At 67.1% G+C, this 25,488-nt stretch carries 28 protein-coding genes and 1 riboswitch; of the genes, 7 read left to right on the top strand and 21 right to left on the bottom strand.

The genetic code is table 11. The features are described 5' to 3' along the window. Window positions 1-14 precede the first annotated feature (14 nt). The 8 genes from AU187_RS25735 to AU187_RS22490 all read right to left on the bottom strand — a co-directional run bounded on the left by AU187_RS25735 (window position 15) and on the right by AU187_RS22490 (window position 8,204). Window positions 15-752 carry a DUF4190 domain-containing protein gene (locus AU187_RS25735; RefSeq protein WP_059099272.1) on the bottom strand — a complete coding sequence of 246 codons (738 nt, stop codon included), beginning with the start codon at window positions 750-752 and terminating at the stop codon, window positions 15-17. Beyond that, entirely contained in the window at window positions 749-1,366 is a 618-nt protein-coding gene (locus AU187_RS22520; RefSeq protein WP_059099271.1) for an alpha/beta hydrolase family protein, read from the bottom strand. Before AU187_RS22520 ends, AU187_RS25735 begins: the two co-directional genes overlap by 4 nt. Next, window positions 1,363-2,199: a bifunctional hydroxymethylpyrimidine kinase/phosphomethylpyrimidine kinase gene (gene thiD, locus AU187_RS22515; RefSeq protein ID WP_059099270.1), complete on the bottom strand. Its 837-nt coding sequence runs from the start codon at window positions 2,197-2,199 to the stop codon at window positions 1,363-1,365. The genes AU187_RS22520 and thiD overlap by 4 nt, the downstream gene beginning before the upstream one ends. Then, window positions 2,196-3,830: a phosphomethylpyrimidine synthase ThiC gene (thiC, locus tag AU187_RS22510; protein WP_059099269.1), complete on the bottom strand. Its 1,635-nt coding sequence runs from the start codon at window positions 3,828-3,830 to the stop codon at window positions 2,196-2,198. Before thiC ends, thiD begins: the two co-directional genes overlap by 4 nt. Beyond that, a riboswitch (TPP riboswitch) is annotated at window positions 3,824-3,932 on the bottom strand. Its footprint overlaps the gene before it by 7 nt. Before the next feature lie 37 nt (window positions 3,933-3,969). After that, on the bottom strand, window positions 3,970-5,556 hold the full coding sequence (locus AU187_RS22505) for an HNH endonuclease signature motif containing protein (RefSeq protein WP_059099268.1): 1,587 nt from the start codon (window positions 5,554-5,556) through the stop codon (window positions 3,970-3,972). A 345-nt stretch (window positions 5,557-5,901) separates the two neighbouring features. After that, window positions 5,902-6,717, bottom strand: coding sequence for an exodeoxyribonuclease III (locus tag AU187_RS22500; RefSeq protein ID WP_059167303.1), 816 nt, complete (start codon window positions 6,715-6,717; stop codon window positions 5,902-5,904). Window positions 6,718-6,720: 3 nt separating this feature from the next. Next, window positions 6,721-7,611 carry an N-acetylglutamate synthase, CG3035 family gene (locus AU187_RS22495; protein WP_059099266.1) on the bottom strand — a complete coding sequence of 297 codons (891 nt, stop codon included), beginning with the start codon at window positions 7,609-7,611 and terminating at the stop codon, window positions 6,721-6,723. Next, window positions 7,611-8,204 (bottom strand): peptide deformylase, encoded by a 594-nt coding sequence (locus tag AU187_RS22490; protein WP_059099265.1) that lies wholly within the window; start codon window positions 8,202-8,204, stop codon window positions 7,611-7,613. Before AU187_RS22490 ends, AU187_RS22495 begins: the two co-directional genes overlap by 1 nt. 123 nt (window positions 8,205-8,327) lie before the next feature. Between AU187_RS22490 and napA the strand changes: the two genes are divergently transcribed. Genes napA through AU187_RS22465 form a run of 5 tightly spaced genes read left to right on the top strand, consistent with a single transcriptional unit; the run spans window position 8,328 to window position 11,610 of the window. Then, entirely contained in the window at window positions 8,328-8,636 is a 309-nt protein-coding gene (napA, locus tag AU187_RS22485) for a nucleoid-associated protein NapA (RefSeq protein ID WP_059099327.1), read from the top strand. Window positions 8,637-8,676: 40 nt separating this feature from the next. Further along, entirely contained in the window at window positions 8,677-9,135 is a 459-nt protein-coding gene (locus tag AU187_RS22480) for a LytR C-terminal domain-containing protein (protein ID WP_156425470.1), read from the top strand. Between the two features lie 10 nt (window positions 9,136-9,145). Further along, complete coding sequence (gene sodC, locus AU187_RS22475; RefSeq protein ID WP_059099263.1) at window positions 9,146-9,859, top strand: superoxide dismutase[Cu-Zn]; 714 nt, start codon at window positions 9,146-9,148, stop codon at window positions 9,857-9,859. After that, window positions 9,840-10,970: a glutamate--cysteine ligase gene (locus AU187_RS22470; protein WP_059099262.1), complete on the top strand. Its 1,131-nt coding sequence runs from the start codon at window positions 9,840-9,842 to the stop codon at window positions 10,968-10,970. The genes sodC and AU187_RS22470 overlap by 20 nt, the downstream gene beginning before the upstream one ends. A gap of 1 nt (window position 10,971) precedes the next feature. Beyond that, entirely contained in the window at window positions 10,972-11,610 is a 639-nt protein-coding gene (locus tag AU187_RS22465) for an LON peptidase substrate-binding domain-containing protein (protein WP_059167302.1), read from the top strand. A gap of 71 nt (window positions 11,611-11,681) precedes the next feature. Here the strand turns inward: AU187_RS22465 and AU187_RS25580 are convergent, their stop codons facing one another. From AU187_RS25580 to AU187_RS22405, 12 genes are all read right to left on the bottom strand, one after another. Further along, complete coding sequence (locus tag AU187_RS25580) at window positions 11,682-12,452, bottom strand: hypothetical protein (RefSeq protein ID WP_156425469.1); 771 nt, start codon at window positions 12,450-12,452, stop codon at window positions 11,682-11,684. Continuing rightward, window positions 12,449-13,735 (bottom strand): WXG100 family type VII secretion target, encoded by a 1,287-nt coding sequence (locus tag AU187_RS22455; protein WP_156425468.1) that lies wholly within the window; start codon window positions 13,733-13,735, stop codon window positions 12,449-12,451. The genes AU187_RS25580 and AU187_RS22455 overlap by 4 nt, the downstream gene beginning before the upstream one ends. Before the next feature lie 90 nt (window positions 13,736-13,825). Next, entirely contained in the window at window positions 13,826-14,110 is a 285-nt protein-coding gene (locus tag AU187_RS22450; RefSeq protein WP_059099258.1) for a type VII secretion target, read from the bottom strand. A 76-nt stretch (window positions 14,111-14,186) separates the two neighbouring features. Then, on the bottom strand, window positions 14,187-15,092 hold the full coding sequence (locus tag AU187_RS22445) for an SAM-dependent methyltransferase (RefSeq protein WP_059167301.1): 906 nt from the start codon (window positions 15,090-15,092) through the stop codon (window positions 14,187-14,189). Next, window positions 15,079-15,441 (bottom strand): monovalent cation/H(+) antiporter subunit G, encoded by a 363-nt coding sequence (mnhG, locus tag AU187_RS22440; RefSeq protein ID WP_059099256.1) that lies wholly within the window; start codon window positions 15,439-15,441, stop codon window positions 15,079-15,081. The genes AU187_RS22445 and mnhG overlap by 14 nt, the downstream gene beginning before the upstream one ends. Next, complete coding sequence (locus AU187_RS22435) at window positions 15,438-15,728, bottom strand: monovalent cation/H+ antiporter complex subunit F (protein WP_059099255.1); 291 nt, start codon at window positions 15,726-15,728, stop codon at window positions 15,438-15,440. Before AU187_RS22435 ends, mnhG begins: the two co-directional genes overlap by 4 nt. Then, window positions 15,725-16,270 (bottom strand): Na+/H+ antiporter subunit E, encoded by a 546-nt coding sequence (locus AU187_RS22430; protein ID WP_059099254.1) that lies wholly within the window; start codon window positions 16,268-16,270, stop codon window positions 15,725-15,727. Before AU187_RS22430 ends, AU187_RS22435 begins: the two co-directional genes overlap by 4 nt. Continuing rightward, the gene (locus AU187_RS22425; protein ID WP_059099253.1) at window positions 16,267-17,862 is read right to left on the bottom strand and encodes a Na+/H+ antiporter subunit D; all 1,596 of its coding nucleotides are present in this window, start codon (window positions 17,860-17,862) and stop codon (window positions 16,267-16,269) included. The genes AU187_RS22430 and AU187_RS22425 overlap by 4 nt, the downstream gene beginning before the upstream one ends. A 13-nt stretch (window positions 17,863-17,875) precedes the next feature. After that, window positions 17,876-18,346 (bottom strand): Na(+)/H(+) antiporter subunit C, encoded by a 471-nt coding sequence (locus tag AU187_RS22420; protein WP_059099252.1) that lies wholly within the window; start codon window positions 18,344-18,346, stop codon window positions 17,876-17,878. Beyond that, window positions 18,343-21,228, bottom strand: coding sequence for a Na+/H+ antiporter subunit A (locus tag AU187_RS22415; RefSeq protein WP_059099326.1), 2,886 nt, complete (start codon window positions 21,226-21,228; stop codon window positions 18,343-18,345). The genes AU187_RS22420 and AU187_RS22415 overlap by 4 nt, the downstream gene beginning before the upstream one ends. 148 nt (window positions 21,229-21,376) lie before the next feature. Beyond that, window positions 21,377-22,663, bottom strand: a complete 1,287-nt coding sequence (locus AU187_RS22410; protein WP_059099251.1) for an ArsB/NhaD family transporter — start codon at window positions 22,661-22,663, stop codon at window positions 21,377-21,379. A 12-nt stretch (window positions 22,664-22,675) separates the two neighbouring features. Further along, the gene (locus AU187_RS22405) at window positions 22,676-23,179 is read right to left on the bottom strand and encodes a CBS domain-containing protein (RefSeq protein ID WP_231740303.1); all 504 of its coding nucleotides are present in this window, start codon (window positions 23,177-23,179) and stop codon (window positions 22,676-22,678) included. 211 nt (window positions 23,180-23,390) lie between these two features. Between AU187_RS22405 and AU187_RS22400 the strand changes: the two genes are divergently transcribed. Together AU187_RS22400 and AU187_RS22395 are read left to right on the top strand one after the other, a co-directional pair. Beyond that, window positions 23,391-24,362, top strand: coding sequence for a sensor histidine kinase (locus tag AU187_RS22400; RefSeq protein WP_059099250.1), 972 nt, complete (start codon window positions 23,391-23,393; stop codon window positions 24,360-24,362). Continuing rightward, window positions 24,362-25,018, top strand: coding sequence for a response regulator (locus AU187_RS22395; protein WP_059099324.1), 657 nt, complete (start codon window positions 24,362-24,364; stop codon window positions 25,016-25,018). The genes AU187_RS22400 and AU187_RS22395 overlap by 1 nt, the downstream gene beginning before the upstream one ends. Here AU187_RS22395 and AU187_RS22390 read toward each other — a convergent pair. After that, window positions 24,985-25,452 (bottom strand): DUF1707 domain-containing protein, encoded by a 468-nt coding sequence (locus tag AU187_RS22390; protein ID WP_059099323.1) that lies wholly within the window; start codon window positions 25,450-25,452, stop codon window positions 24,985-24,987. The two genes, AU187_RS22395 and AU187_RS22390, sit on opposite strands and share 34 nt — an antisense overlap. Between the last annotated feature and the right edge of the window lie 36 nt (window positions 25,453-25,488).

The following is a 25,488-nucleotide window of genomic DNA, read 5'->3' as shown; positions in this document are numbered from 1 at the left end:
TTACGGGTTCGGGCTTACCCCTTTATCGAACCGGTACGCGGCGGATCCAGCGTCGCAACGCAGGTGACGGCGCGATCACCCTCGGCCCACGTCTCGGCTGTGGGATAAAGCACATACAACTGGACCGAATCGTCGGTCATCGCCGCGGGTGAGTAGGCCGCCAGTTCGGGGGCGCACTTCTCGGCGTAGGCGTCGATCGCGGCTTGGCCCGGGAAATCGCCGTCGGGCATCTGCAGCACCGCGAACACCTCACCGGCGTGGCTCTCGTCGCACCCGACGGTCTGCACGGTGCGCACCCGCGTGTCGCCCGGGATCTCGGCGAGGCAGTCGCCCTGCCTCACTTCGGTCGCGGTCACGGTGTCCTCGCTGATCATGAAATAGAACAGCAGGCCTGCGACGATCACCAGCACCCACAGCGCCGACAGCACCAGCCCCGCGATCGCCAGACCCCGGCCGCCCTGGCCCTCCTTGGCCTTCTTCAAGCCGACGATGCCGCAGACCACGCTGATCACCACGCCGCCGAGCAGCCCGAAGATCAGCGCGACGATGGCCCACCAGTTCGTCGGCCGCTGCTGGGGCGGTGGGTAGTAGCCCGGTCCCTGGTCCGAATACGGAGGCGGTGGCGGCGGCGGGTACGGAGCCGCCGGTGGCGGCGGGTACGGGGATTCGGGCGGCGGGTACGGGTTGGGCTGCTCGCCGTAGGGCGACGGCGGCGGTCCGTACGGCGGGGGCGGGCCCGGCGGCGTGGTCACGCGAGCAACCGTATCGCGGCGTCGACCGCGAGCGCGGGCACATCGAGGGTCTTGGAGCCCAGGTCGTGCCGGGCGCCGGTGATCTCCACGACCTCGGTGCGTGCGTCGATCAACGCGGCGGCCGGCCGCAGCTCGTCGATCGAACCGAACGGGTCGGCGGTGCCGTGGGTGAACACCGTCGGTGTCGCGATGCGCGGGAGGTGTTCGGTGCGGGCACGTTCCGGCTTGCCGGGCGGATGCAGCGGATAGGAGAACAGCGTCAGCACGTCGATGTCGGCGAGCGCTTCGGCGATCGCCATCGACGTCATCCTGCCGCCGTACGAGTGCCCGCCGGCGATGACCGGACCGTCGGCCAGTTCACGAGCGACACCGATGGCCTCGACCACCCCGGCCTGGTCGGCCTTGGCGGATCCGGACGGCGGCCCCTTCGGTCGGCGCCGTCGGTACGGCAGGTTGTACCGCACTGCAAGCCACCCGCGGCGGGCCCACTCATCGCAGATCTTCTTGAGTAGCGGCGCCTCTCGGCTGCCGCCTGCACCATGGGTGAGGACGACGACGCCCGCGGGAGCACCATCGGGTGTGTGGGCGATGCCCGCGATCTGCTCGAGGTTCACTCGGTCAGCCTGAAGAGTGCGGACACCGGGCCGTGGCCGTGGCCCAACGGGTAAGCGGCGCGCAGACATTCGGTGACCCAGCGCTTGCCGAACGCTACGGCATCGGGCATCGGATATCCGTGGGCCAGTGCGCTGGCGACGGCGGCGGCCAACGTGTCGCCGGCGCCGTGGTCATGTCCGGTGTCGATACGTGTGGCCTCGAACTCGTGGAAGTCGGCGCCGTCGAACAGCAGGTCCGGGCTCCGCGTCGACGTGCGCAGGTGCCCGCCCTTGACCAGCGCCCACTGCGGTCCGAGGGCGTGCAGCGCGCGGGCGGCCTCACGCTGCGTGGCGTCGTCGACGACATCGATCCCGACCAGCAGGCGCACCTCGTCGAGGTTCGGGGTGACCAGCGTCGCGAGCGGAAACAGTTGTGTCCTCAGGGAATCCAGGGCACTGGGATGCAACAGCGGATCGCCGTGCATCGAGGCGCACACCGGGTCCACCACCAGGGGTACCGCGCCCGCGAGGCCCTGCCGGCGCCACACGTCGGCGATGGTGTCGATGATGTCCGAAGACGCCAGCATCCCCGTCTTGGCGGCTTGCACACCGATGTCGGACGCCACCGCCTCGATCTGTCCGGCGATGACGTCGAGCGGGACCTCGTGAAAACCCTTGACGCCCATCGAGTTCTGCACCGTCACCGCGGTGACCGCGACGAGACTGTGCACGCCCAACAGGGCGAACGTGCGCATGTCGGCCTGGATGCCCGCGCCGCCGCCCGAATCGGATCCGGCGATCGTCATCACTCGCACCGGTGTGGTACCCGGTTCGGGCAGCGGCAGGTAGGTCATGCCAGCGGGAGGTACACGCGGTTGCCGTGTTCGGCGAACTCGCGCGACTTCTCGGCCATGCCCTTCGAAAGTGCGGCCTCGATGTCTTCTTCGGTCTCGAGTCCGTGCTTGGCGGCGTAATCGCGGACGTCCTGCGTGATCCGCATGGAGCAGAACTTCGGCCCGCACATCGAGCAGAAGTGGGCGGTCTTCGCCGGCTCGGCCGGCAGCGTCTCGTCGTGGAACGCGCGCGCGGTGTCGGGATCCAGCGACAGTGCGAACTGGTCGTTCCACCGGAACTCGAAGCGTGCGCGCGACAGGGCGTCGTCACGTTCCTGCGCGCGTGGGTGGCCCTTGGCGAGATCGGCGGCATGCGCGGCGATCTTGTAGGCGATCACGCCGTCCTTGACGTCCTTGCGGTCGGGCAGACCGAGGTGTTCCTTCGGCGTGACGTAACACAGCATCGCGGTGCCCGCCTGGGCGATGATCGCCGCGCCGATGGCGCTGGTGATGTGGTCGTAGGCGGGAGCGATGTCGGTGGCCAACGGCCCCAGCGTGTAGAACGGCGCCTCCTCGCACCACTCCTCTTCCAGGCGCACGTTCTCGACGATCTTGTGCATCGGCACGTGACCGGGTCCCTCGATCATCACCTGCACGCCATGCGATTTCGCGACCTTGGTGAGTTCGCCGAGGGTACGCAGCTCGGCGAACTGGGCCGCGTCGTTGGCGTCGGCGATCGAGCCGGGCCGCAGGCCGTCGCCGAGCGAGAACGTCACGTCGTAACGCTGCAGTATCTCGCACAGCTCATCGAAATGGGTGTAGAGGAACGATTCCCGGTGATGCGCCAGGCACCAGGCAGCCATGATGGAACCGCCGCGACTGACGATGCCGGTGACGCGCTTGGCCGTCAGGGGCACATAGCGCAGCAGCACACCGGCGTGCACGGTCATGTAGTCGACACCCTGTTCGCACTGCTCGATCACGGTGTCGCGGTACAGTTCCCAGGTCAATTCGGCGGGATCGCCGTTGACTTTTTCCAGCGCCTGGTAGATCGGCACGGTTCCGACCGGCACCGGAGAGTTGCGCAGGATCCACTCGCGCGTGGTGTGGATGTCGCGGCCGGTGGACAGGTCCATGATCGTGTCGGCACCCCATCGCGTCGCCCACACCATCTTGTCGACCTCTTCGGCGATTGAACTTGTCACTGCCGAATTACCGATATTGGCATTGACTTTCACCCCGAAGGCCTTGCCGATGATCATCGGCTCGCTCTCGGGATGGTGATGGTTGGCGGGGATCACGGCACGACCGCGAGCCACCTCGTCACGCACCAACTCGGCGGCCACGCCCTCGCGTTCGGCGATGAACGCCATTTCGGCGGTGATCTCGCCGGCACGGGCCCGCTGCAATTGCGTGCCGCGGTCGCGCGTCACGCCGGGTCTCGGCGGTAGGCCCGCATGCAGGTCGAGGCTCGCCGCGGGGTCGGTGTACGGGCCGGAGGTGTCGTACAGGTCCAGGTGCTCACCGTTGGACAGGTTCACCCGGCGGAACGGCACCTTCGCGCCCGGCACACCGTCGACGTCGCGATAGATCTTGGTGCTGCCCTCGATGGGGCCGGTGGTCACGGACGGATTGACGGTGACATGCGTCATCTTGAATTTCTCCCTACGCCGGCATTACCCGGTCAGGTTCGTACGGTCGACGGGCCCACCCGTCCTCTCAGCGCACTGGTGTGCGCTCCCGTGTGTGGACGCCAGCCACGTTAGCGCAGCCGGTCGGGAGTAGGAAGCGTCAGAACGGCGGTTCGTCCGGACCGGGCGGCGGTGGAGGTGGCGGTTCCCAGTCGGGTGGCAGGTCTTCGGGCTCGAACGGATCGTCGATCCAGCGGCACCACGGGCTGGTGCTCGGGGCCGTGCCTTTGAAGACGATTTTCAGGAAGCGTGATCGATTGCGCCATTGACGTCCCTCGATCTCACGTCGTCGCTCCCGGAGCCTGCGGCGCTGTTCGGCGTTGATCGGCCGCTGAGTTGCCAACTGGGCCCGCAGCCGCTTGATTCGGGTGGCCCTCTCCCGCTTGTGGTTTCGCTTGCGAGGCGTCGGCTCTGCGCACGCGGGTCGCATCTGCGGGAAGAGGTCGAACCCGGCAGGGGAGGTCCGATAGGTCCTGCCCGTCGGTGACGTCCAGACGATCGTCCCGTCGGACAGTTGTTCGTCACGCCACCCGTCGGGACCGCCGTGGAATGTCTTCATGCGGTGATGTTCTCGGCAGTAGTCGGCCAAGCCCCACGGAACGGTCAACCCGCCGGCGGCCGGGTCGGCGTGATTGAACGGTGTCGTGTGGTCGAGGTCGCAGATGGCGGCCTGTCGGTCGCATCCGGGGAACCGGCACGTCAGGTCGCGGAAGCGGACCCAGCGGTTGACCTCGGCCGAGGGTTGGTACCGCACCGACTGCTCGGGAGTGACGATGGGCGGCTCGAGCGGGCGCATCGTCGCTGTCTCGGCGATCTCGCGCACCAAATCGGCGTCGATGACGCCGAAGCCCTCCAGGTATCCGGGCTGGTCTGATTCGCCGACGACCGTTTCCTCCCTTGCGATGATGTTGAGCACCGTGGCGACTCGCGAGGACTGCGCCCCTTCCTCCGGGCGGGCGGGGCAATCCGACCGGCCGCAGTCGCATGGCAGACCGCGCCCCTCGGTGAGTGCGTCCAGCGCATCGGCGCGCCGCTGAGCGACGGTGCGGGAGTCGTTCGCGCACACCGACATAGCGAGCTGTGAGAGCCGTCGGTCGAAGGCCGCCCCGGCCCTCGCGCTGATGCGTCCGCGCAGCTGAGCCGTCCCGTCGATTTGAGGCGAAACGCTGATGTAACGGTCGCGCTCAGACGATGCGCGCCGTTCCTTGGCGGCCTCTGGGTCGATCTCGCACACCAACCTGTCCACCACGTCCTTAACGCGCCGGCGCGACCACGTCTGCCACCGCGCGAGCCGTTCCGCCATTGCCTCGTCGATCCGGCCGATCAGTGAGTCGCAGACCAACTCGGTACGCGTGATGATCAGCTGTGTGGTTGTCCAGTCGACGGCGCCCTGTTCGAGCAGCCTCGCGAGTTTCGGTAGGCGGGTGACGAGAGACTCCGCGTGCGACACCAGTCGACTCGCGACCGACGGAGCCATGTTCATCGCGGCTGCTATCTCAGCCGACGTCCGAGCGAATCCGGTCACCATCGACCAGCCGGGATCAGGGTCGATGCCTTCGGCCTCGGCCGTGCGGGAAGCCAGCAGGGCGGCGATGGCGGCCATCCGGTGCGCCATCAGCGTCGACTCCTGGCGCAGGCTCGCCTCTATCGCGGCGATTGCTGCGTCCGGACCGATTGTATCGAACATGTGTTCGATTATGTCAGGCCGGTCTGACAAATTTCTGTGATGTCTCAGGACATCGGTGACAGTTCTGTGTCAGGACATCGGTGACGGTTTGCTTTTTTCGGGGCGTGGGCCGCGGCGTCGGCCGTTGCCGACGTATTCGACGTCGGGCGCCGGTGGGGCATGCTCGGCGAGCGCGTTGACTCATCTGAAATGTGCGCGAATGGGTATTCGTTGCGTCATTGAAATTGCGCGCATACGCCCAGTGGGTGGGGTCGACGTTGACCGAGCGCAGAGCAATCACCAAGGCCACCGCGGCGCGCTACCAGCGGGCGAGTTAGTGCGGTGAACCGGTCTGACAAATCTCCGTCAGGAGAACTCGATCAGCACCGGGGCGTGATCACTGGGCGCGCCGATGCGGTCCTTTCCGCTCTTGCGTTCGTCCCGGACGATCTCGGCATGCGTGACGCGCGCCGCGAGCGCGGGCGAGCCGAGGACGAAGTCGATGCGCATCCCGCGGTTCTTCGGGAACCGTAACTGGGTGTAGTCCCAGTACGTGTAGACCGCTGGGCCCGGCGCGAACGGCCGCACCACATCGGTGAACCCGGCCTCGACCACCGCGTCGAACGCCTCGCGTTCCGGCTCGGTGACATGGGTACTGCCGCGGTAGAAGTCGACGCTCCACACGTCCTCGTCGGTCGGCGCGATGTTCCAGTCCCCGACGAGCGCGATCTGCGCGGCGGGATCGTCTGACAACCACTTGTGTGCCGTATCACGCAGCGCCGCAAGCCATTGCAGCTTGTACAAGTAGTGCGGCGAGCCGACGTACCGGCCGTTGGGCACATACAGGCTCCACACCCGGACGCCGTTGCACGTGGCGCCGAGCGCTCGAGCTTCGGCCGCCGCTTCCACTTCGGGTTTGTCGCTCCAGGTCGGTTGCCCCTCGAAACCGACCTGCACGTCGTCGATTCCCACCCGGGACGCGATCGCCACCCCGTTCCACTGGTTGAAGCCGCAGTGCGTCACCTCGTAACCGGCGGCGAGAAACGGCATCGTCGGAAACTGCTCGTCGCTGCACTTGGTCTCTTGCATCGCCAGCACGTCGACGTCGGCCCGCTCGAGCCAGTCGGTGACCCGCTCGACCCGGGCCCGGATCGAGTTGACGTTCCAGGTGGCGATCCGCATGGCCTACAGGCTACGAGCGTCGATATAGCGGCTTCGGTGCTGCACCGCGAACCCGATCGACTCGTAAAGTCGAATGGCCGCCGCATTGTCGGCCAGCACCTGCACGTAGCCGCGAGCCGCGCCATGCTCGGCGCCCCAGCCCAGCAGCGCCGAACACAGTTGCCGCGCCATGCCCCGTCCGCGCGCTGTCTCGGCCACCCGCACCGCCGACAATCCCACCCAGCGCCGGCCGTCGGGTGCAGTTGTCACCGCGGCCCGGCCGACCGCCGCACCGGGGATCGTCGCGAACGTGACCTCGCCGTCCACGACCGCAGTCAACACGTCGACCGGCACGTCGCGTGAATACAGCGCTAGCCACTCGGGATTCGGTATGGCACCGAGAAGCACTGTCGGAGAGCAGTTTTCGGCGCTGATGTCGCGCGCCATGACAACGGTCTCGAGGTGCGGCGGGGCATCGGCGAGCCGGTATAGCCGGTCCGGAACCGACAACCACGGCGTCAGTCCGCGCTCGCCGTACCAGTCGGCGATTTCGGATAGTGCCGAGGCGTCCGCTTCGAAACCTAGCGGCACAGCGGAATTGGCGCGATGGGTGTGGCCGCCGGCGGCGCGCAGGAGCCACCCGCGGACCCATCGTCGTTCGATCCCCGGCCATGCCAGCGCCGCCGCGTGTTCGAGGTTGCGGATGTCGGCGGTGCGCACGGTCGCCGGCGGCAGTTCCTTGATGACGACCACGTCGTCGGCGTCGACGGACACGGTGTCGCCGTGTTTGGTGCGCACCCTCAGCGTCGGACCGGTCTCCAAAAGGTGGCCGACCACGTCGTTGAGCGGCGGTTCCGAACCCGCGGGCAGCCGGTAGCGGATCATCACCCGAACTCCGGCCGGAGGTAATTGCATCAGTGCCCGAACGGATCCGGATCCTTACCGGGCAGCCACGACAAGCCCGGCACACCCCAGCCGTGCGACTTCACCGTGCGTTTGGCGCTGCGCGCGTGCCTGCCGACCAACCGGTCCAGATACAGAAAGCCGTCGAGGTGGCCGGTCTCGTGCTGCAACATCCGGGCGAACAGGTCGGTTCCCTCGATGGTGATCGGCGTGCCGTCGGCGTCAAGGCCGGTCACCCGCGCCCAGGTGGCCCGCCCCGTCGGGAACGACTCGCCCGGCACCGAAAGGCAACCCTCGTCGTCGTCGTCCGGATCGGGCATGGTCTCGGGCACCTCGGAGGTTTCCAGCACCGGGTTGACGACCACGCCGCGGCGACGGGTGATGCGGCCCCGCACCTCCGCGCAGTCGTAGACGAACACCCGCTTGGCGACCCCGATCTGATTCGCGGCCAGACCGACCCCGTTCGCGGCGTCCATCGTGTCGTAGAGGTCGGCGATCAAGTCCGCGACATCGGCGGGCAGCGAACCGTCGTCCCCGACAGGCACCGGCTCGGTGGCGGTGTGCAGGACGGGATCTCCTACGATGCGGATCGGAACGACTGCCATGCTCGGAAAGCTTAATGAGCCGACTCGCGGGCATGTCGGACGGCTCATCAACCAAACCCGTGGTTGAATGAGCGCCGAACCACAGCGATGTCATTCAAGTTGTCGGAAGGGTCCAAAAGCCAGATGGACGGCGCGATCGCGCGGACTGAGCAATCCGGGGACAACTCCGAACTCTCCGACGGGCTGACCCGGCGCGAGCACGACATTCTCGCGTTCGAACGGCAGTGGTGGAAGTACGCGGGCTCCAAGGAAGACGCCATCAGGGAACTGTTCTCCATGTCGGCGACCCGCTACTACCAGGTGCTGAACGCGTTGGTCGACCGGCCTGAGGCGCTCGCGGCGGACCCGATGCTGGTCAAACGGTTGCGACGGCTGCGGGCCAGCCGGCAGAAGGCCCGGGCGGCGCGCCGTCTCGGCTTCGACGTCACCTGAGTTTCCCGGGCCCCGTGGCCCGCTCGATAAGGTGGGCGCAATGAACCAGCGAGACTCGTCCGGGTTGCCACTGCGCGCCATGGTGATGGTGCTGCTCTTTCTCGGCGTGGTGTTCCTGTTGGTGGCGTTTCAGGCGATGGGTTCCGACAGCGACGACGACGACGCTCAGGCGCCGCTGGCCACAACGACGACGACCAGCACGCCGACGAGCACACCGGCGGCCCCGGAAAAGGCCGAAGTCCGCGTCTTCAACATCTCGACGGTGCAGGGCGCGGCCGAGGAGGCGGCCAACCGGTTGCGCGAGGCCGGCTGGAACGTCACCGAGACCGGCAACCTGGAACTGCCGGAGGTGACCGCCACCACCGTGTACTTCAGTGACGCCCCCGGCGAGCGCGAGGCCGCCGAAGAGGTGGGCCGACTGCTCGAGGCGCCCGTCGAACCGCGGGTGCCCGGGCTCGCCGAGCAACCGCCGGGTGTCGTCGTGGTGGTCACCGGTTAGGCTCTTGCGCATGTTCAAGACCGTCGCCGCTGCTGCCTTGTTCTCCGTCCCCGCTCTCGCGTTGAGCGCCTGCGCCGCACCCGAACAACCCAGCAGCGCGCCCGGCACGACACCGTCCGTCTGGACCGGTTCTCCAGCGCCCGCGGCGCCGCCGGGTGAGGGAAGCGGCGGTCACGGCGAAGGCCAGGGCGAAGGTCAGCCCGGCGGCGAGAAACTCACGGCCGAACTGAAAATGGCTGACGGCACCCCGGTCGCCAAGGCCGACATCCAGTTCAGCGGCGGCTATGCCACGGTCACCGTGGAGACGACGACACCCGGTGAGCTCACGCCCGGCTTCCACGGCATGCACATTCACCAGGTCGGCAAGTGCGAGGCCAACTCGGTCGCGCCCACCGGCGGCGCACCCGGGAACTTCAACTCCGCGGGCGGACACTTCCAGGTGCCCGGGCACAGCGGGCACCCGGCCAGTGGTGACCTGTCGTCACTGCAGGTCCGCGAGGACGGTTCGGCGAAGTTGGTGACGACGACCGACGCGTTCACCGCCGAGGAACTCACCGGGGGCGCGGGAACGGCGATCATCATCCACGAGAAGGCGGACAATTTCGCCAACATCCCGCCGGAGCGCTACCAGCAGGTCAACGGTGATCCGCCACCGGACGCGGCCACTCTGGCGACCGGTGACGCCGGCTCGCGGGTGGCATGCGGTGTTATCGGTACCGGCTAACAGCCGCATCGACTTCGCCGGCTCGCCTCGGCCGACCGTCGGGGTGGAGTGGGAGTTCGCCCTCGTCGACGCCACGACGCGTGATTTGAGCAACGGGGCGGCCGCGGTCATCGAAGAACTCGGCGACAACCCGCGCGTGCACAAAGAGCTGCTGCGCAACACGGTCGAGTTCGTCACGGGGATCTGCGATTCGGTGCCCGAGGCGATGGACGACCTGCGCTCGACGCTGGGGACCGCCCGCCAGATCGTCCGCAACCGCGGCATGGACCTGTTCTGCGCCGGCACGCATCCGTTCGCGAAATGGTCGCCGGGCAGCCTCACCGACGCCCCGCGCTACGCCGAACTGATCAAACGGACCCAGTGGTGGGGCAGGCAGATGCTGATCTGGGGCGTGCATGTGCACGTGGGAGTTCGGTCGGCGCACAAGGTAATGGCGATCAACACCTCGCTGCTCAACCACTACCCGCACCTGCTGGCGTTGTCGGCGTCGTCGCCGTTCTGGGACGGTGAGGACACCGGTTACGCCTCCAACCGGGCGATGATGTTCCAGCAGTTGCCGACGGCCGGGCTGCCGTTCCACTTCCAGACATGGGCGGAGTGGGAACGCTTCGTATACGACCAGAAGAAGACCGGCATCATCGACCACATGAACGAAATCCGTTGGGATATCCGGCCTTCCCCGCACATCGGCACGGTGGAGGTGCGAGTCTTCGACGGTGTGTCCAATCTGCGCGAGCTGAGTGCGCTGGTGGCGCTGACGCATTGTCTGGTCGTCGACCTCGACCGGCGCCTGGACGCGGGTGAGTCGCTGCCCACCATGCCGCCGTGGCATGTGCAGGAAAACAAGTGGCGCGCGGCGCGATACGGGTTGGACGCGATCATCATCCAGGATGCCGACAGCAACGAGCGGCTGGTGACCGAGGATCTGGACGAGTTGCTGAACCGGCTCGAACCGGTGGCCGCGTCGCTGCACTGTGCCGACGAACTGAGGCGCGTCGCCGACATCTACACCTCCGGCGCGTCGTATCAACGGCAACGCCGCGTCGCCGAGGAGCACGACGGTGACTTGCGTGCGGTGGTCGACGCCCTGGTCGCCGAACTGGACATCTGACGTGCCGGCAATCCCGATGTTCCCGCTGCAGGTGGCCATGCTGCCCGGCGAGGAACTCCCGCTGCGCATCTTCGAACCCCGTTACAGTGCGCTGGTTTCGGACTGTCTGGCGGAGTCGGACCCGGCGTTCGGCGTGGTGCTGATTGCGGCGGGCCGGGAGGTCGGCGGCGGGGACACCCGCAGCGACATCGGTGCACTCGCGCACATCGCGGAGGTCGCAGACTTCGGCGATGGCCGATATCGGTTGAAATGCATGATGGGCGAACGTATCCGGGTGATCGAGTGGCAACCCGACGATCCGTACCCGCGCGCCGCGGTCGAGCCGTGGCCGGACGCACCGGGCGACCCCGTCGAGGTGGATGCGATCCGTGATGTCGAGGACCGCATCGTCGCATTGTTCGAACGCATCGCCGCCGCCCGCGGCGCCGAGGTCGACGCCCGCGACATCGTGAGAGGAGCCGATGCCTCCGATGACGCTGGTAAGTGGTTGTACGCGTTGGCGTCTCGGCTGCCGATGGGCCAGGCAGACCGCTATGCGGTGCTGGCGGCGCCTTCTGCTGCCGAGCGGCTCGCGTCGCTCAGCGACGCCGTGGAGACCGTGACCGCGATGGTCGAGTTCCAGCTCTCGTCGGGGGAGTAGGCGCTCGGCCGAAACTGAAGTTATGACATGCGATTTCGGCAGATTATCGCGCGTATGTTCAGATTCGGCGGCTACTCGGGGACGAACTGCGCGTTGCGCAGCCGCTCGAGCGCGCGTCCGTCCGTGAGTTCGTCGCGGTCTTCCGGATGCTTCCAGTAGTGGCGGACCATCCAGTACAGCGGCCCGAAGTCGGGCTCGTAGCGGTCGGCGTTTGGTACGACGATTGACTGGGCGTCGTTGAGCACGAGAACAATTGGGTTTCGGGTCCGCTTGTCGGCCATATCGGTGATATCTACGATGTCAGCCCATCGCGCATTGCGGGTTCGCAAGATGTCAGCGTTTTCGACTCCGTCGGGTCCGATGCGTAAGTAGGCCGCCCCGGGGCGCCTGAGTATCGCCGCCAGTCCAGTCAGTGAGAGCACCAGCAGGCTGATCATCAAGTATCGGGTGACGGTATCCGGCCCTGGCGTGGTGAAAGGTAGCTCTGCAACTCCTCGTGAAACAAACGCGACGTAGCAAGCCGATCCGACCGCACCGCCGACAGAGGCGACCCCGTAGCACCAGACGATCAAGGGATTGATACGCACCGTCGTTCCGCGACCATCAGAGGAAGCAAACCGTGCGGGTGAGCTGAAAAAGGTCGTCGCGAGCGTGGCGGCGAATCCAGCGAAAAACACAGTCATTCCGCCAGCAGTCAGCGCAGCGAGGGCGGAGCCACGCTGCAGCGCGACCACCGTTTGAGCCAAGCCGTAAACAACGCCGCCCCCGACGATCAGAAGCCCGAGCTTCCCCAAGACGGACAGACCTTTGTCCCAGTTTGGCGGTGGGGGCAGTGCCTTCATGCTCCGCACAACACCTCGCCAACCTTGGTGCCGACGGACTTCATCCACGCGCCGGCAGCCACTGACCCGCCGACGGCAAGTGCCGGAGCGGCCACAGGACCGATGACGGGTATTGCGCCGCCGGCAATTGCCCCGCCCGCCGCACCACCGGCATTGCCGGCGAGCGCGAAGGTGCCTGCGAAGACCGAAACACATTTGTCGGCGGGAGTCGGCGCCGCGAGGAAGTCGTACATCGCTGACATCACACCCAGGGCTGGTCCGCCGTACTTGGCGCCGGCCCCGACCTTCTCCACTGCGTCCATCGAGAGCATCGGGATCTTGCCGCCGCGATCGATGTGCGTTTCCAAGCCAGTCAGGACATCTCCAATGCGGTCGGGGACGGTCTGCACGAGCAGGGGGCTATCGGGCGGGAGAACGCCAGGTCGGCCGTCAGGCAAGGTGAAAGCTCCATTGCGCACGCCTTCCGGCGTTTCGTCGATGACGTACTGTGTCCCGTCCGCCCAGTTCATGATGGTCTTCTTGTAACCCCGCGGCGTGCGTGTCGAGCTAGTCCACGAGATCAGATTGCCGTCGGCGTCGTAGTGGTCATCGGTTGTCATGTCGGGGACGCCGTTCTTGTAATCGGGCTTGTACTCGGTGATGACATGCCTGCTTCCGTCCTGCATGAGCAAAGTCTTTTCGAAATGGCCTTCGTCGTTGTACCGCGATGTTGTCTCGCGGACAGTCATGGCCATCTCCTCACCGCGCACGGTCGCTTGTTGCATGAGCCCAAGCGGGTCGCGAGGATCCGGGACGTCGTCTGCCGGTCGCTGCGCGCCGGGAGCCATCATGCCAGGCAGTCCGCCGGTGTCAGGAGGCGCGAAACCGAACGGCTTTGCCACGGCCACCACCTTGTCGGCTGTGGTCGTGTCGGCGTCGCCGACGGCCACCAACAACTCGTTGACGGCGGCCTGTTCGGTCGCGACTTGATTCATCAGCTGGGCGATCTGGTCGGCAGTTTGAGAGCCCGGATCGATCAACACCACCCATCCCTCCGACACGCTAAGTGGGCCGCGGTCGATATCGTCAGCTTTGTCCAGCAGCGCTTTTCGGGCAGCACCGATAGTGGTGGCGCCTTCTCTGAGGGCACCAGCGATCGCGGTGGTGTAGTCGCTGAACTCTGCGGCTGTCTGGTGCGCGCGGTCGAACATGCCCGAGGCCGCGTCGTGCGCCTCACCGGACCACGCCTTGGTCTCGGGCATGATCTTGAGGTTGTTGCTGATGCGGTCGACAGCCTGTTCCACGGATTCACCGCTCGTCATGACCGTCGAGCCCGTGAAAGTTAGCGAGTCAGGGTTCCAGCCCTCGAGGCGCGAACGAGATGGGAGCACCGGTTAGAAGATCCCCTTGAAATTTCCCGCAAGGTCGGAGTCGGTCACCTCGTAGGTGTTGCCCGCACCGCGGACCGCCGCGCCGATCCTGCTGACATTCGCGGCTATCGCGTCGGCCCGCTCTGTCACATGCCCACCGACCAGTCGTGCAGCCCACTGAGTAGTGGAACCGGGTAAGCCGTCAGCGGCATCGGACACCTTGTTGCCGACGTCAGCTTCACGGATCAGCGATGACGCCGTATCGACTTGACCGGCGAACGCCTTCAGGATCTCAGGATCAACCTCCATGGCCTAGAAGTTACCCGACACCGGCCCCCCTGACCTGACGTCAATTGGCCGACACCATCGGCTCAGCACGCGAGCATCAGCAGATCTTGTGGCCCTCGATGAAAACCGTTCGGGGCGTGGACTCGTCGGCTTCGCCGGCCGCGCATCGGCCGTAGCGGTCCATCAAATCCGCGGCAGCGATAGCGGTCACTTCCCAACCGTGGTCGGTCAGCCAGTCGGTCACCTCGGTGCGCTCTTCGACGAACCACAGATGCTCGACGTCGAACACGTTCTCGTCGTCCTCTACGCCGGCCTCCTGCCGGTACTGCTGCAGCTTCTCGCGTCGACTCGCGAGATACTCCGGGTCGAAGAAGCCCGCGCCGAACGACTCGACGCCGATCCGGCTGCCGAGCGCACTGAGTTCGTGAATGCGTTCGAACAGCAGATCCTGACCGCTGGCAGGTAGGTATGGCAGCAGTCCTTCGGCAGCCCACGCGGTCGGCTCGCTGGCGTCAAACCCCGCGTCGCGCAACGCTCTCGGCCAATCGTCACGAAGGTCGATCGGCACCGGGGCATACGTGGCGGCGAGTGTCGCCTCGTGCTTGCGCAGCGTCTCGGCCTTGAACGCCAACACCATCGGCTGGTCGATCTCGTAGACCACGGTGTCGTCGATCCACGGCAGCCGCCAGGCCCGCGCGTCGAGTCCGGCGGCGAGGATCACCGCCTGGTCGATCCCGTTGGCGCCCGCGGCGACGAAGAACTCGTCGAACCACTTGGTGCGCGAGGCCGCATACCCTCCGATGGCCTTGATCCGCTCGACCATGTAAGTCGGCGGCAGTTGCCAACCTCGCTCCACCGCAGCGTCGACGAACATCTTCGCGTAGGGGTCGGTGAACAGCGGGCAATCGCTGTCCTGCTCGAGCGCGCGGGACCAAGCCACACCCAGCGCAGTCGCGCCGACACTTTCGGTGATGTCCCAGCTGTCGTCCTCAGTCCTGGCCATTGCCACCGCTTTCCATGTGATCGGCGAACTCGTCGATCTCGTCCGTGGTCAAAAGATCGTCTCGGACGTTCTGTTCCCGGTACGCGAGCTGACCAACCCGGTTCGCCACCACCGGCGCGGTGATCACCGTGAACAATCCGGTCAGCACGAGCATGCCGACGTCGGCCTGGCCGCGCAGCCGGATCGCGGCGCCGGCGAGCACCAACAGGAGGCCGAGCACCTGCGGTTTGGAAGCCGCGTGCATCCGGGTCAACGTGTCGGGGAAGCGCACCACGCCGATCGCCGCGGTCAGCGCGAGTGTCGAGCCGCCCAGCACAAGCACGCTCGTGACGATGTCGAGGACGTTCATCGCCGCCTCCTCCGAGCTGCCGGTGGAGTCTCGACGTCGGGCACACGGAAACGCGCGACGCTCACCGTGCCGACGAAGCTGATCAACGCCAACGCGGTCAAGCCGTACGTCACGGTGCTGTCCAGGCTGTAGGCGGCCCAGATACCGATCCCGCACATCGCCACCGCGATGAGGGTGTCGACCGCCACCAGACGGTCCAGTGTGCTCGGCCCGGCCAGAAGACGGAACATCGTGATCGCCGCCGCAGCGGTGATCATCACGGCGGCGATGACCCAGACGGTGTTCATGCGTCGTCCTCCTCGGCAGCCGCGGGCCGCCAGTCTTCCTGACGTTCGAACGTCGCGACCAGCAGCCGCTCCACCACGGCCACCTGGTGGTAGAACGCGCTCAGCGCGCGGTCCGAGCCGACGTCGATGACGTGCATGTAGAGCAGCCGCCGAGTTTGGTCGATCTCGAGCACGATCGAGCCGGGAATCAGGTTGAAGATGTTGACCGCCAGCGCCAGCACCAGATCCGATTTCACCGAAAGCTGCGCGCGTAGCACAGCCGACAGCGGGGGACGGGGCTTCACCGCGAGCAACGCGACCTGCATCGAGGACAGCACCAACCGGTAGGCGACGGTCAGCAGCAGCCGGATCAGGGACAGCAGGTGCACTTTGCCTTCGACGGGCACGGCCGGCAGCGGCAACAGCAGCGTGATCAACAACGCGACAGCGAGGCCCGAAAGCAGGTTGGCCGCAGAGAGGTTGCCCCACAGGAGGACCCAGACGAGCACCAGCCAGCAGATCACCCAGAGGCGCAACGCGATACTTCGCACGGGCGCGCTCATCGCGGACCCACCACGGCGGTGATGTACTGGCCGCGGTCCAACACCTCGCCGGCGGCCCGCTCGCTGTAGCCGAAGATGGGCCCGGCGAGCACGGTCAGCGCCAGCCCGACGGCGATCAGCGCGCCGGTGGGCGCGACCATCCCGGCCGGCATGCGACCGACGTGGTCGCGGTCGACGAACTCGATGTCCTCGGGTTCATCGAGCAACGCCGAGGGTGACGCTGCAGACAGATGACCCTCGGGCGCATCCTCGCGAGATCGCCAGAACGCCTTGGTCCACACCCGCGCCACCACGTAGAGCGTCAACAAACTGGTCACCACGCCGCCGCCGACCAGCGTCCAAGCCAGCACCGAGCCGTCCTGCGCGCCCGCCTCCAGCAGCGCGATCTTGCCGATGAAGCCGGAGAACGGCGGTATGCCACCGAGATTGAGCGCGGGCACGACGAACACGAACGCCAGCAGCGGGCTGGCGGCCGCCAAGCCGCCGAGGCGGTCCATCGTCGACGCACCGGCCTGGCGTTCGATCAGCCCGACCACCAGGAACAGCGTCGTCTGCACCAGAATGTGGTGTGCCACATAGTAGATCGCGCCCGACATGCCGAGCTGGTTGGACAGCGCGATGCCGAACACCATGTAACCGATGTGGCTCACCAGCGTGAACGACAGAAGTCGCTTGATGTCGCTCTGCGCGATCGCGCCGAGGATGCCGATGATCATGGTCAGCAGGGCGGCCACCAAGAGCACTGGGTCGAGGCCGCCGCTGGGGAACAGCAGCGAGTGCGCCCGGATGATCGCGTACACACCGACTTTGGTCAGCAGCCCGGCGAACACGGCGGTCACGGGTGCGGGCGCCGTCGGGTAGGAGTCGGGCAGCCACGCCGACAGCGGGAACACGGCGGCCTTGATGCCGAAGGCCACCAGCAGCACGGCGAACATCGCCGAGCGGGTGCCGGTCGACACGTCGTCGAGGCGCACCGCGAGCTCCGCCAGGTTCAGCGTCCCGGTGGCCGCGTAGACGAGTGCGATACCGAACAGGAATATCAGCGACGAGACCATCGACACCATCACGTACGAGATGCCGGCGCGGACACGGTCTTTGCTCGCCCCGATGGTCAGCAGCACGAAGCTCGCCGCCAGTAGCACCTCGAATCCGACGAAGAGGTTGAACAGGTCGCCGGCCAGGAACGCCATGTAGACGCCGGCCGACAGCACCAGATAGGTCGGCATGAAGATCGACACGGGCTGGCGTTCGTCGCCGTCGCGGATGCCCTGGCCGATCGCGTAGAACACCACGGCCAACAACACGATCGACGACACCACGAGCATCATCGCCGACAGACGGTCCACCACCAGCGTGATGCCCAGCGGTCCCATCCCGGGCACCGACTGGCCCCAGCCGCCGACGTAGAGCACGAGGGTGCCGTCCCGGTCGGCGAGGTAGAGCAGCGCGCCGCACACCGCGACGACGACCGACAGCGCGACAAGCGTGACGAGTCGCTGCAGTCGGGGCCGTCGACCGGCGATCAGCGTGGCCGCCGCGCCGAGCGTCGGGATCAGCACCGGCAGCGGTGTCAACGTACCCGCCAACGTCATGCGCGCCCGCCCGTCATTTGGAGCCCTCGAATCCGGGCAGCGCGTCCAATTCGTCGGGCGCATCGGTGTCGCGCGAACGATCGGGGCGGGGACGGTCCTCCTCGACGGCGGCGGTGTCCAGCGCGGCCAGCTCGGAGACCTTGGCATCCTCCGGGTCGACGCCCACTTCCTCCTCGGTGGTCAACCGGTAGCTGCGGTACGCCATCGCCAGTACGAACGCCGCGATGCCCATCGTGATCACGATGGCCGTCAGGATCATCGCCTGCGCCAACGGATCTGCGGTGGTGGTGTGGCCCTCACTGGTGCGGCCCCGCACCGGTGGATTACCGGACGGGCCGCCGACCACCAGGATCAACAGATTGATCGCATTGCCGATCAGCAGCAGTCCCAACAACATTCGGGTCAGGTTGCGCTCGAGCAGCAGGTAGACACCGGCGCTGGTGAGCCCGCCGAGCAGGACGAGTGGCACGAAAGCGGTGGTCATCGGGCCGCCACCGCCGTCTTCTGTTCCTGGCTCAACTCCACGTCGATCCGGGCGCCGAGGCTGCGCAACACGTCGAGCACCAGGCCCACGACGATCAGGTACACCCCGAGGTCGAAGAACAACGCGGTGACGAACTTGACGGTGCCGAGCACCGGTACCTCGATCTCGATGAGCGCCGACGACAACGCGGGCGCGCCCACGAGCAGCGATGCGAACGCGGTGCCCGCCGAGAGGCACAGGCCCACGCCGAGGATCTTGCCCGCATCCAACGGCAGCGTCTCGCCGAGCTCGTAACGTCCGCCCGCGAGATAGCGCAGCACCAGCGCCAGGCCCGCGGTCAACCCGCCGGCGAATCCGCCGCCGGGGGTGTTGTGCCCGGCGAAGAAGAAGTACGCCGACAACACCATGATCAGCGGGAAGACGAGCCGGGTGGCGACCTCCAGGATCAGCGACCGGTGCCGCGGGTCGCGCAGTTCGCTGCCCCGCAGCCAGGTGATCTCCCCGGCCGCCGGGCTGGTGTTCAGGATCGCAGGAAGCCGCCCGATGTCCGGCTGGCCGGCATCGGCCACCCGCGGTGGTGCCCCGAACCTCCTGTGCCGGAACACCATTGAGGCCACCCCGGTCGCCGCGACCAGGAGCACCATGATCTCGCCCATGGTGTCCCAGGCGCGAATGTCGACCAGCAGCACGTTGACGGCATTGGCGCCGTGGCCGCGGTAGTACGCCGCATCGGGGATCAACGACGCGATCGGGACGCCGGTGCGCGCGGCCATCGCGTACACGGTCAGCGTGGTCACGGTCGCACCGACCGCGAGCGCCAGCATGGCCCGCGGCCAGCGATTCCGTTTGATGTGGACGCGGTCCGCCTCGGCGGGCAACGTCCGAAGCACCAGCACGAACACCACGAGCGTCAGCGTCTCGACGAGGAACTGGGTCAGGGCGAGGTCGGGTGCGCCGTGCAACGCGAAGATCGCGCCGCAGCCGTAGCCGGTCACGCCGACCAGCAGCACCGCCGCCAACCGGTTTCGCATCACCAGCGCACCCAGTGCGGCGGCCAGGATGATCAGGCCGATCACCACCTGCAGCGGCGAACCCCACAGCGCGAAGTTCGGGCGGTCACGGGCGCCGAGCGCCAGCACCATCGTCGGCACCAACACGAGCGTCGACAGGATCGCCGTCTGGGTCGCGGGGATCGAACCGCGCTGGGTCACCGCGGTGAGCTCCACCGACCACAGGTCCAGCTTGCGCACGACGCCGTCGTAGATGTGATCGGCGTTGCCCAGCGGTTCGCGCACGGTGCGGATCTTGCGCAACCGCTCGCGCCCGACGAAGGCGGCGATGCCCGTCGCGACCACGAGCACCGACAACAGCAGCGGCAGGTTCACCCCGTGCCACAGCGCGAGGTGGTAGTCCTCGCCGCCGGGCACCGTGTCGGCGTAGTCCTCCAGCACGTCGCCGATGCCGACGGGCCAGATCCCGAACGCCAGTCCCGCCGCCGAGAGGATGGCCGGCGCGGCCATGAACGCGAGCTTCGTGCGGTGCATCTCGGCGACGCGCCTGCTCGGTTGTCGCTGTCCTTTGCGGCCGAACGCACCGAACAGGAAGCGCAAGCTGTAGATGGTGGTGAACACCGAGCCGAGCACGATGCCGGCCAGCACGAAAGGCGAAGCGGTACCGAGATACGGGCTGTACAGCACGGTCTCGAAGTCGGCCTCCTTGGCGACGAAACCGAAGAACGGCGGCAACGCGGCCATGCTCGCGGTCGCGCCGATCGCGATGATCAGCAGCGGGCGCGCGCGGTCGCCGAGCCAGGCCAGCCTGCGGATGTCACGCGTGCCGGTGGCGTGGTCGATGATGCCGACGACCATGAACAGCGCCGCCTTGAACATGGCGTGCGCAACCAGCATGGCCAGCCCGCCGAGCATCATGTCGCTGCCGCCCGTGCCGACCATCACGGTGATCAGCCCCAACTGGCTGACCGTGCCGAACGCCAGAATCAGCTTGAGGTCGTACTCGCGGACCGCGCGCCAACCCGCCAACAGCATGGTCAGCAGCCCCAGCGAGATGACCATCGGTCGCCACGGGGCCACGTCGGCGAACCCGGGTGTCATGCGTGCGACGAGGTAGACACCGGCCTTGACCATGGCCGCCGCGTGCAGATAGGCGCTGACCGGTGTCGGGGCGGCCATCGCGCCCGGCAGCCAGAAGTGCAGCGGCACGATCGCCGACTTCGACAGCGCACCGACGAGGATGAGCACGACGGCGACCGACACCGCCGCTCCCGCGGGGGGCGATGCGAGCAGTTCAGACAGCAGGTAGGTGCCGGCGATGTTGCCGAGCACGATGATGCCGACCAGCATCGCCAGCCCGCCGAACGTCGTCACGAGCAGCGCCTGGGTCGCCGCCCGCCTGCTGGTGACGCGCTCGGCGTAATGGCCGACCAGCAGGAACGACAGCACCGTGGTGATCTCCCAGAACACGTAGAGCATCAACATGTTGTCGCTGATCACCAGGCCGAACATCGCGCCGGAGAACGCGACCAGTTCGGCGGCGAAACTGGGCAACCGGTTCTCGACGCGGCCGTCGTGGTGCTGGAAGTAGTCGGCGCAGTAGAACAGCACCAACGCACCGATCCCGAGCACCAGCACGCTCATGATCGCCGCGAGCGCGTCGAAGCGCAGCGTGATGTCCATCGACAGCTCGGGCACCCACGGCACGTCGACGGTTCTCGACCGACCAGCCGCCGGCCAGTTCAGCGCCACCCAGATCAGCGAGACGAGCGGCACCAGCGCCAGCGGGTAGAACGCCGTCCGCCCCCACCTGTAGACAAGCAGCGGCGCCAGCGCGGTGGCGACCGCGTGGGCGAGCAGAACGGCGAGCAGGGCACTCCGATCGGTTGGGTTGGACGGCACGCGGCCGCCAACCGGAGAACTGATGGTCGGGGTGTCAGCCGAGTAATGGCCTTCGGTTGATGGATATTCTACGTGGGCCGATCAGGGGTACCTCCCGGCGTCGCGAGCGACAGATCCATCAGAAGTACCGCAGCCAGACGTACACCCACGCCAGCAAGGTGCTGAGCAGCGTCACCACGATGCCGTAGCGGGTGAAGCGCCAGAAGCTGATGCGGTGACCGGCGCGCTGGGCGATGCCGATCGCGACCACGTTCGCGCTCGCGGCGATCGCGGTGCCGTTGCCGGAGAAGCAGGCGCCCAGCGCGAACGCCCACCACAGCGCCCGGCCGGTCTCCGCATCCGGAGCCTGGGCCGCCATGTCCTCGACCACCGGGGCCATCGTCGCCGTATACGGAATGTTGTCGATGAACGCGCCGAGCACCGCGGACCCGAACAGCAGTCCCGTCGCCGCCATGAAGAAGTTGTCGCCGAAGAGGTTGACCGCCGCATCGCCGAGCCAGCCGATCACCCCGGTGTGCACCAGTCCGGCGACCATGACGAACAGACCCATGAAGAACACCAGCGTCGGCCACTCCACCTCGGGGAGGACCTCGGCGACGTCGACGTTGGTGACCAGCAGCATCGTTCCCGCACCGAGAAGCGCGACGATCGAGGGCGCGACGTGCAGCACCGAGTGAAGGCCGAACCCGACGATGACCAGTGCGAGCACGGACATCGACCGCACCAGCAGGCGGGTGTCTCTGATCGCCCGCCGCTCCTGCAGCACCATCACCTTGTCGACGCGCATCTCATGGGCGCGCAGGTCGTGACGGAACAGCCACTTGGTGAACACCACGAACAGCGCGAAGATCACCACCACCACGGGCGCCATGTTGACCAGGAAGTCGTTGAAGGTCAGGCCGGCGCGGCTGCCGATGATGATGTTGGGTGGATCGCCGATGAGGGTGGCCGCGCCGCCGATGTTCGACGCGAGCACCTCCGCGATGAGGAACGGCTGGGCTGCGATCTCCAGCCGATCGCAGATGACCAGCGTCACCGGCGCGACGAGCATGATGATCGTGACGTTGTCCAGCACCGGCGAGGCCACCGCGGTGATCAGCATCAGCATGACCATGAGGCGAAAAGGCCTGCCCTTGGCGCGTTTTGCGGCCCAGATCGCCAGGAAGTCGAAGACGCCGGTCTGTTTGACGACGCCGACGATCACCATCATGCCGAGCAGGAGGAAGATGACGTTCCAGTCGATGCCCTCGTGCTCGGAGTAGAACACCTTCTCCCCGGGCGCCAGACCCAACAGGGTCATCAGCCCCGCGGCGACCAGAACCGTCGTGACCTTGTTAGCGCGCTCAGTCGCCAGAAACCAAAAGGCGACAACGAAAATCGCCAGCGCCAGAAGCGGAGCCAGCACGGAACCGGTGGCTCAGTCGTTGGGGCCGGCCACGGCAAGGCTCGTCAAAAGCCTTTCCAACGTCACCGCGCCGACGAGCTTGCCGCCCGGGTCGACGACGGCGATCAGCGGGCTCCGCTTGGTGGCCATCACGGTGGCGATCTCCAGCAGCGTGGCGTCCGGCGCGACCGTGACCGGTTTGGCCACCGGAGTGGGTAGGCAGTCCCCGACGGTGAGCCGGCCGGGCCCGTGCCAGAACAGGTCGGCGTGAATCTCGTCGACGGTGCGCACCAGTGCCGGGTCCTCGCGATAGGACTCCGGAATGGTCAGCCTCAGCACCTGGGTGCCCGGCAGCACCGCGACGGGATGGTCCGAGTCGTCGACCACGACGAGCCCCGGCAGCCGGTTGACCACCATCAGTTGCACGGCCTTGGACACCGGATCGTCCATCCGGACCGTCGGAGGGGTCACGGCGATCTCGTGTGCTTGCATGACCTCGTTCCATCCGGTCCCGGGGGTGTCGGCGGTAAGTGTCATCGTCCTCGCTCTCCGATCGGTTCGTCGACCCTGCACGAACCGTTCGGAACGGGTCGACCTGTCAGCATCTCGACCTCCCATCCAGGCGAGATATGCATGGTGAGGACAGTTTCGATGCCTTCAACCGGGGCCGCCATCGGGGCTGACACCCATTCGGCCGGGGCGGCGCAGTGTATGGACAAACGCCGAGGCAACGGTCCACGCTGAGGTCATGAAACGGGCGCGCACGCCGGCGACCGCGCTGTTTCGGCGGGTTTTCCTGATCAACGGCCTGATCTTCACGCTGGGCACGCTGATCCTGGCGGTTTCGCCCGCCTCGGTGTCCTCCCGTATCAAGCTCACCGAGATTCCGGTGCTCGTCGTCGGGCTCGCCGTGATCCTGTCCGCGAACGCGCTGTTGCTGCGATCGAGCCTGGCGCCGCTCGACCGGCTCGCCGCATCGATGCGGCGCGTCGATCCGCCCCGCCGCAGTGACCGCGTCGATGACCGTGGCAACGGCGACCTGCGCCACCTCATCGCGTCGTTCAACACGATGCTGGACCGCCTCGAGACCGAACGCACCACGGCCAGCGCGTCGGCCCTGGCCGCGCAGGAGAACGAGCGCCGGCGCATCGCGCGCGAGTTGCACGACGAGATCGGGCAGACGTTGACCGTGGCGCTGCTCATCCTCAAGCGGGCCGTGGACCGTGCACCCGCCGAGATCCGCGGTGAGCTCGCCGACACCCAGGAAGCGGTCCGCGCGAGCCTCGACGAGGTTCGCAGCATCGCGCGGCGGTTGCGTCCCGAGGCGTTGGAGGACCTGGGGCTGCACAGTGCGCTCAACGCGCTGTGCACCGAGTTCACCAACGCAACCGGCTTGCCCGTCGTCAAACACATTGTCCTGCAATCGGAACGGCTGAAGCCGGACGTCGAGCTGGTGTGCTACCGCGTCGCGCAGGAGAGCCTGACCAACATCGCCAGACATGCCGGGGCCACCAAGGCGTGGCTCGATCTGCACACCACCGACGATCGGTTGACGATGCGCATCGCCGACGATGGCGTCGGCGGTGTGGTCAGCGAGGGCGCCGGGATCAACGGGATGCGCGAGCGCGCGTTGCTGGTGGACGCCGACCTCACGATCGCCTCCCCGGCCGGTGACGGCACCGAGGTGCGGCTGTCGATTCCGTCGCGGCGGTGTTGGTGATGTTCGCCCAGCCGGCGCGCATCCTGCTCGCCGACGATCATGCGCTGGTGCGCAGCGGGTTGCGGATGATCCTCGACGCCGAGCCCGATCTGCGGGTGGTCGCCGAGGCGGCCGACGGGCATGAGGCACTCGCGGTGCTCGAGAACACCCCGGTCGATCTGGCGATCCTCGACATCGCGATGCCCAGAATGACGGGCCTGCAGGCGGCCAGGGAGATGAACCGGGTCCATCCGCACGTCCGGATCCTAATCCTGTCGATGTACGACAACGAGCAGTACTTCTTCGAGGCGCTGAAGGCCGGTGCGTCGGGCTATGTGCTGAAGTCCGTCGCCGACCGCGACCTGCTCGAAGCGTGTCGGGCCACGCTGCGTGGCGAGCCGTTTCTGTACGCGGGTGCGGTGACGGCGTTGATCCGCGACTATCTGCACCGCGCGCGGCAGGGCGACGGGCTGCCCGAGACCATCCTCACGCCGCGCGAAGAGGAGGTGCTCAAGCTGATCGCCGAGGGGTACTCGTCGCGAGACATCGCGAACACGTTGGGAATCAGCGTCAAGACCGTCGACCGGCATCGGACGAACCTGCTCGCCAAACTCGGCTTGCAGGATCGAGTGGCGTTGACCCGCTACGCGATTCGCGCCGGATTGATCGAGCCGTGACGGCGCTGGCAGGGCGTCGCCGGTAGCGCGTACCGGACGGGCAGCGCGTGACCGAGCAGGCCGATGCCTGCGCCGAGGATCGGCCAGATCGGCCAGAAGTACCAGGCGCCCGCGGTCAGTCCGACCGCCAACCACACGGTCAGCACGATCGCGACCATCGTCAGGTAGCCGGCCAGATGGATCTGGACGCCGCGCCGGGCCAACCGCCTGCGGGCCTCGTGCCGCCGCGGGTCATTGCGCTTGAGCCGCTCGACGGGCAAATCGGCGGTGAGTTCGCGCAGTTGGGGGCGGGTCGTCGCGGCGAACGCGGCCTGCAGTCGCGTTTCGTACTCCGGCATTTCGAGGTAGCCCTGGGCGAGCGCCTGGCCGAGCAGGTCCGCGGTCTTCTCCCGATCGGGGTCTCCGGCGCGGACGGCGGGTGCGGTGGCGGGCATGGCGACCTCCTCGATCTTGACAATGACAAGTTCTTG

Origin of the sequence: Mycobacterium sp. IS-1556 (genome assembly GCF_001499985.1) — a bacterium.
Taxonomy (GTDB): domain Bacteria; phylum Actinomycetota; class Actinomycetes; order Mycobacteriales; family Mycobacteriaceae; genus Mycobacterium.
Note: the sequence above shows the minus strand (reverse complement) of the source record. Positions and strands in the feature narration are given on the sequence as shown.

What these genes read in the sequence shown, in the direction of transcription:
- thiD (WP_059099270.1), bottom strand. Translation starts at nt 2,199, where the DNA reads ATGACCTACCTGCCGCTGCCCGAACCGGGTACCACACCGGTGCGAGTG.
- thiC (WP_059099269.1), bottom strand. Translation starts at nt 3,830, where the DNA reads ATGACGCATGTCACCGTCAATCCGTCCGTGACCACCGGCCCCATCGAG.
- AU187_RS22505 (WP_059099268.1), bottom strand. Translation starts at nt 5,556, where the DNA reads ATGTTCGATACAATCGGTCCGGACGCAGCAATCGCCGCGATAGAGGCG.
- AU187_RS22500 (WP_059167303.1), bottom strand. Translation starts at nt 6,717, where the DNA reads ATGCGGATCGCCACCTGGAACGTCAACTCGATCCGGGCCCGGGTCGAG.
- AU187_RS22495 (WP_059099266.1), bottom strand. Translation starts at nt 7,611, where the DNA reads ATGCAATTACCTCCGGCCGGAGTTCGGGTGATGATCCGCTACCGGCTG.
- AU187_RS22490 (WP_059099265.1), bottom strand. Translation starts at nt 8,204, where the DNA reads ATGGCAGTCGTTCCGATCCGCATCGTAGGAGATCCCGTCCTGCACACC.
- napA (WP_059099327.1), top strand. Translation starts at nt 8,328, where the DNA reads ATGGACGGCGCGATCGCGCGGACTGAGCAATCCGGGGACAACTCCGAA.
- AU187_RS22480 (WP_156425470.1), top strand. Translation starts at nt 8,677, where the DNA reads ATGAACCAGCGAGACTCGTCCGGGTTGCCACTGCGCGCCATGGTGATG.
- sodC (WP_059099263.1), top strand. Translation starts at nt 9,146, where the DNA reads ATGTTCAAGACCGTCGCCGCTGCTGCCTTGTTCTCCGTCCCCGCTCTC.
- AU187_RS25580 (WP_156425469.1), bottom strand. Translation starts at nt 12,452, where the DNA reads ATGAAGGCACTGCCCCCACCGCCAAACTGGGACAAAGGTCTGTCCGTC.
- AU187_RS22450 (WP_059099258.1), bottom strand. Translation starts at nt 14,110, where the DNA reads ATGGAGGTTGATCCTGAGATCCTGAAGGCGTTCGCCGGTCAAGTCGAT.
- AU187_RS22445 (WP_059167301.1), bottom strand. Translation starts at nt 15,092, where the DNA reads ATGGCCAGGACTGAGGACGACAGCTGGGACATCACCGAAAGTGTCGGC.
- mnhG (WP_059099256.1), bottom strand. Translation starts at nt 15,441, where the DNA reads ATGAACGTCCTCGACATCGTCACGAGCGTGCTTGTGCTGGGCGGCTCG.
- AU187_RS22435 (WP_059099255.1), bottom strand. Translation starts at nt 15,728, where the DNA reads ATGAACACCGTCTGGGTCATCGCCGCCGTGATGATCACCGCTGCGGCG.
- AU187_RS22430 (WP_059099254.1), bottom strand. Translation starts at nt 16,270, where the DNA reads ATGAGCGCGCCCGTGCGAAGTATCGCGTTGCGCCTCTGGGTGATCTGC.
- AU187_RS22425 (WP_059099253.1), bottom strand. Translation starts at nt 17,862, where the DNA reads ATGACGTTGGCGGGTACGTTGACACCGCTGCCGGTGCTGATCCCGACG.
- AU187_RS22420 (WP_059099252.1), bottom strand. Translation starts at nt 18,346, where the DNA reads ATGACCACCGCTTTCGTGCCACTCGTCCTGCTCGGCGGGCTCACCAGC.
- AU187_RS22405 (WP_231740303.1), bottom strand. Translation starts at nt 23,179, where the DNA reads ATGACACTTACCGCCGACACCCCCGGGACCGGATGGAACGAGGTCATG.
- AU187_RS22400 (WP_059099250.1), top strand. Translation starts at nt 23,391, where the DNA reads ATGAAACGGGCGCGCACGCCGGCGACCGCGCTGTTTCGGCGGGTTTTC.
- AU187_RS22395 (WP_059099324.1), top strand. Translation starts at nt 24,362, where the DNA reads ATGTTCGCCCAGCCGGCGCGCATCCTGCTCGCCGACGATCATGCGCTG.
- AU187_RS22390 (WP_059099323.1), bottom strand. Translation starts at nt 25,452, where the DNA reads ATGCCCGCCACCGCACCCGCCGTCCGCGCCGGAGACCCCGATCGGGAG.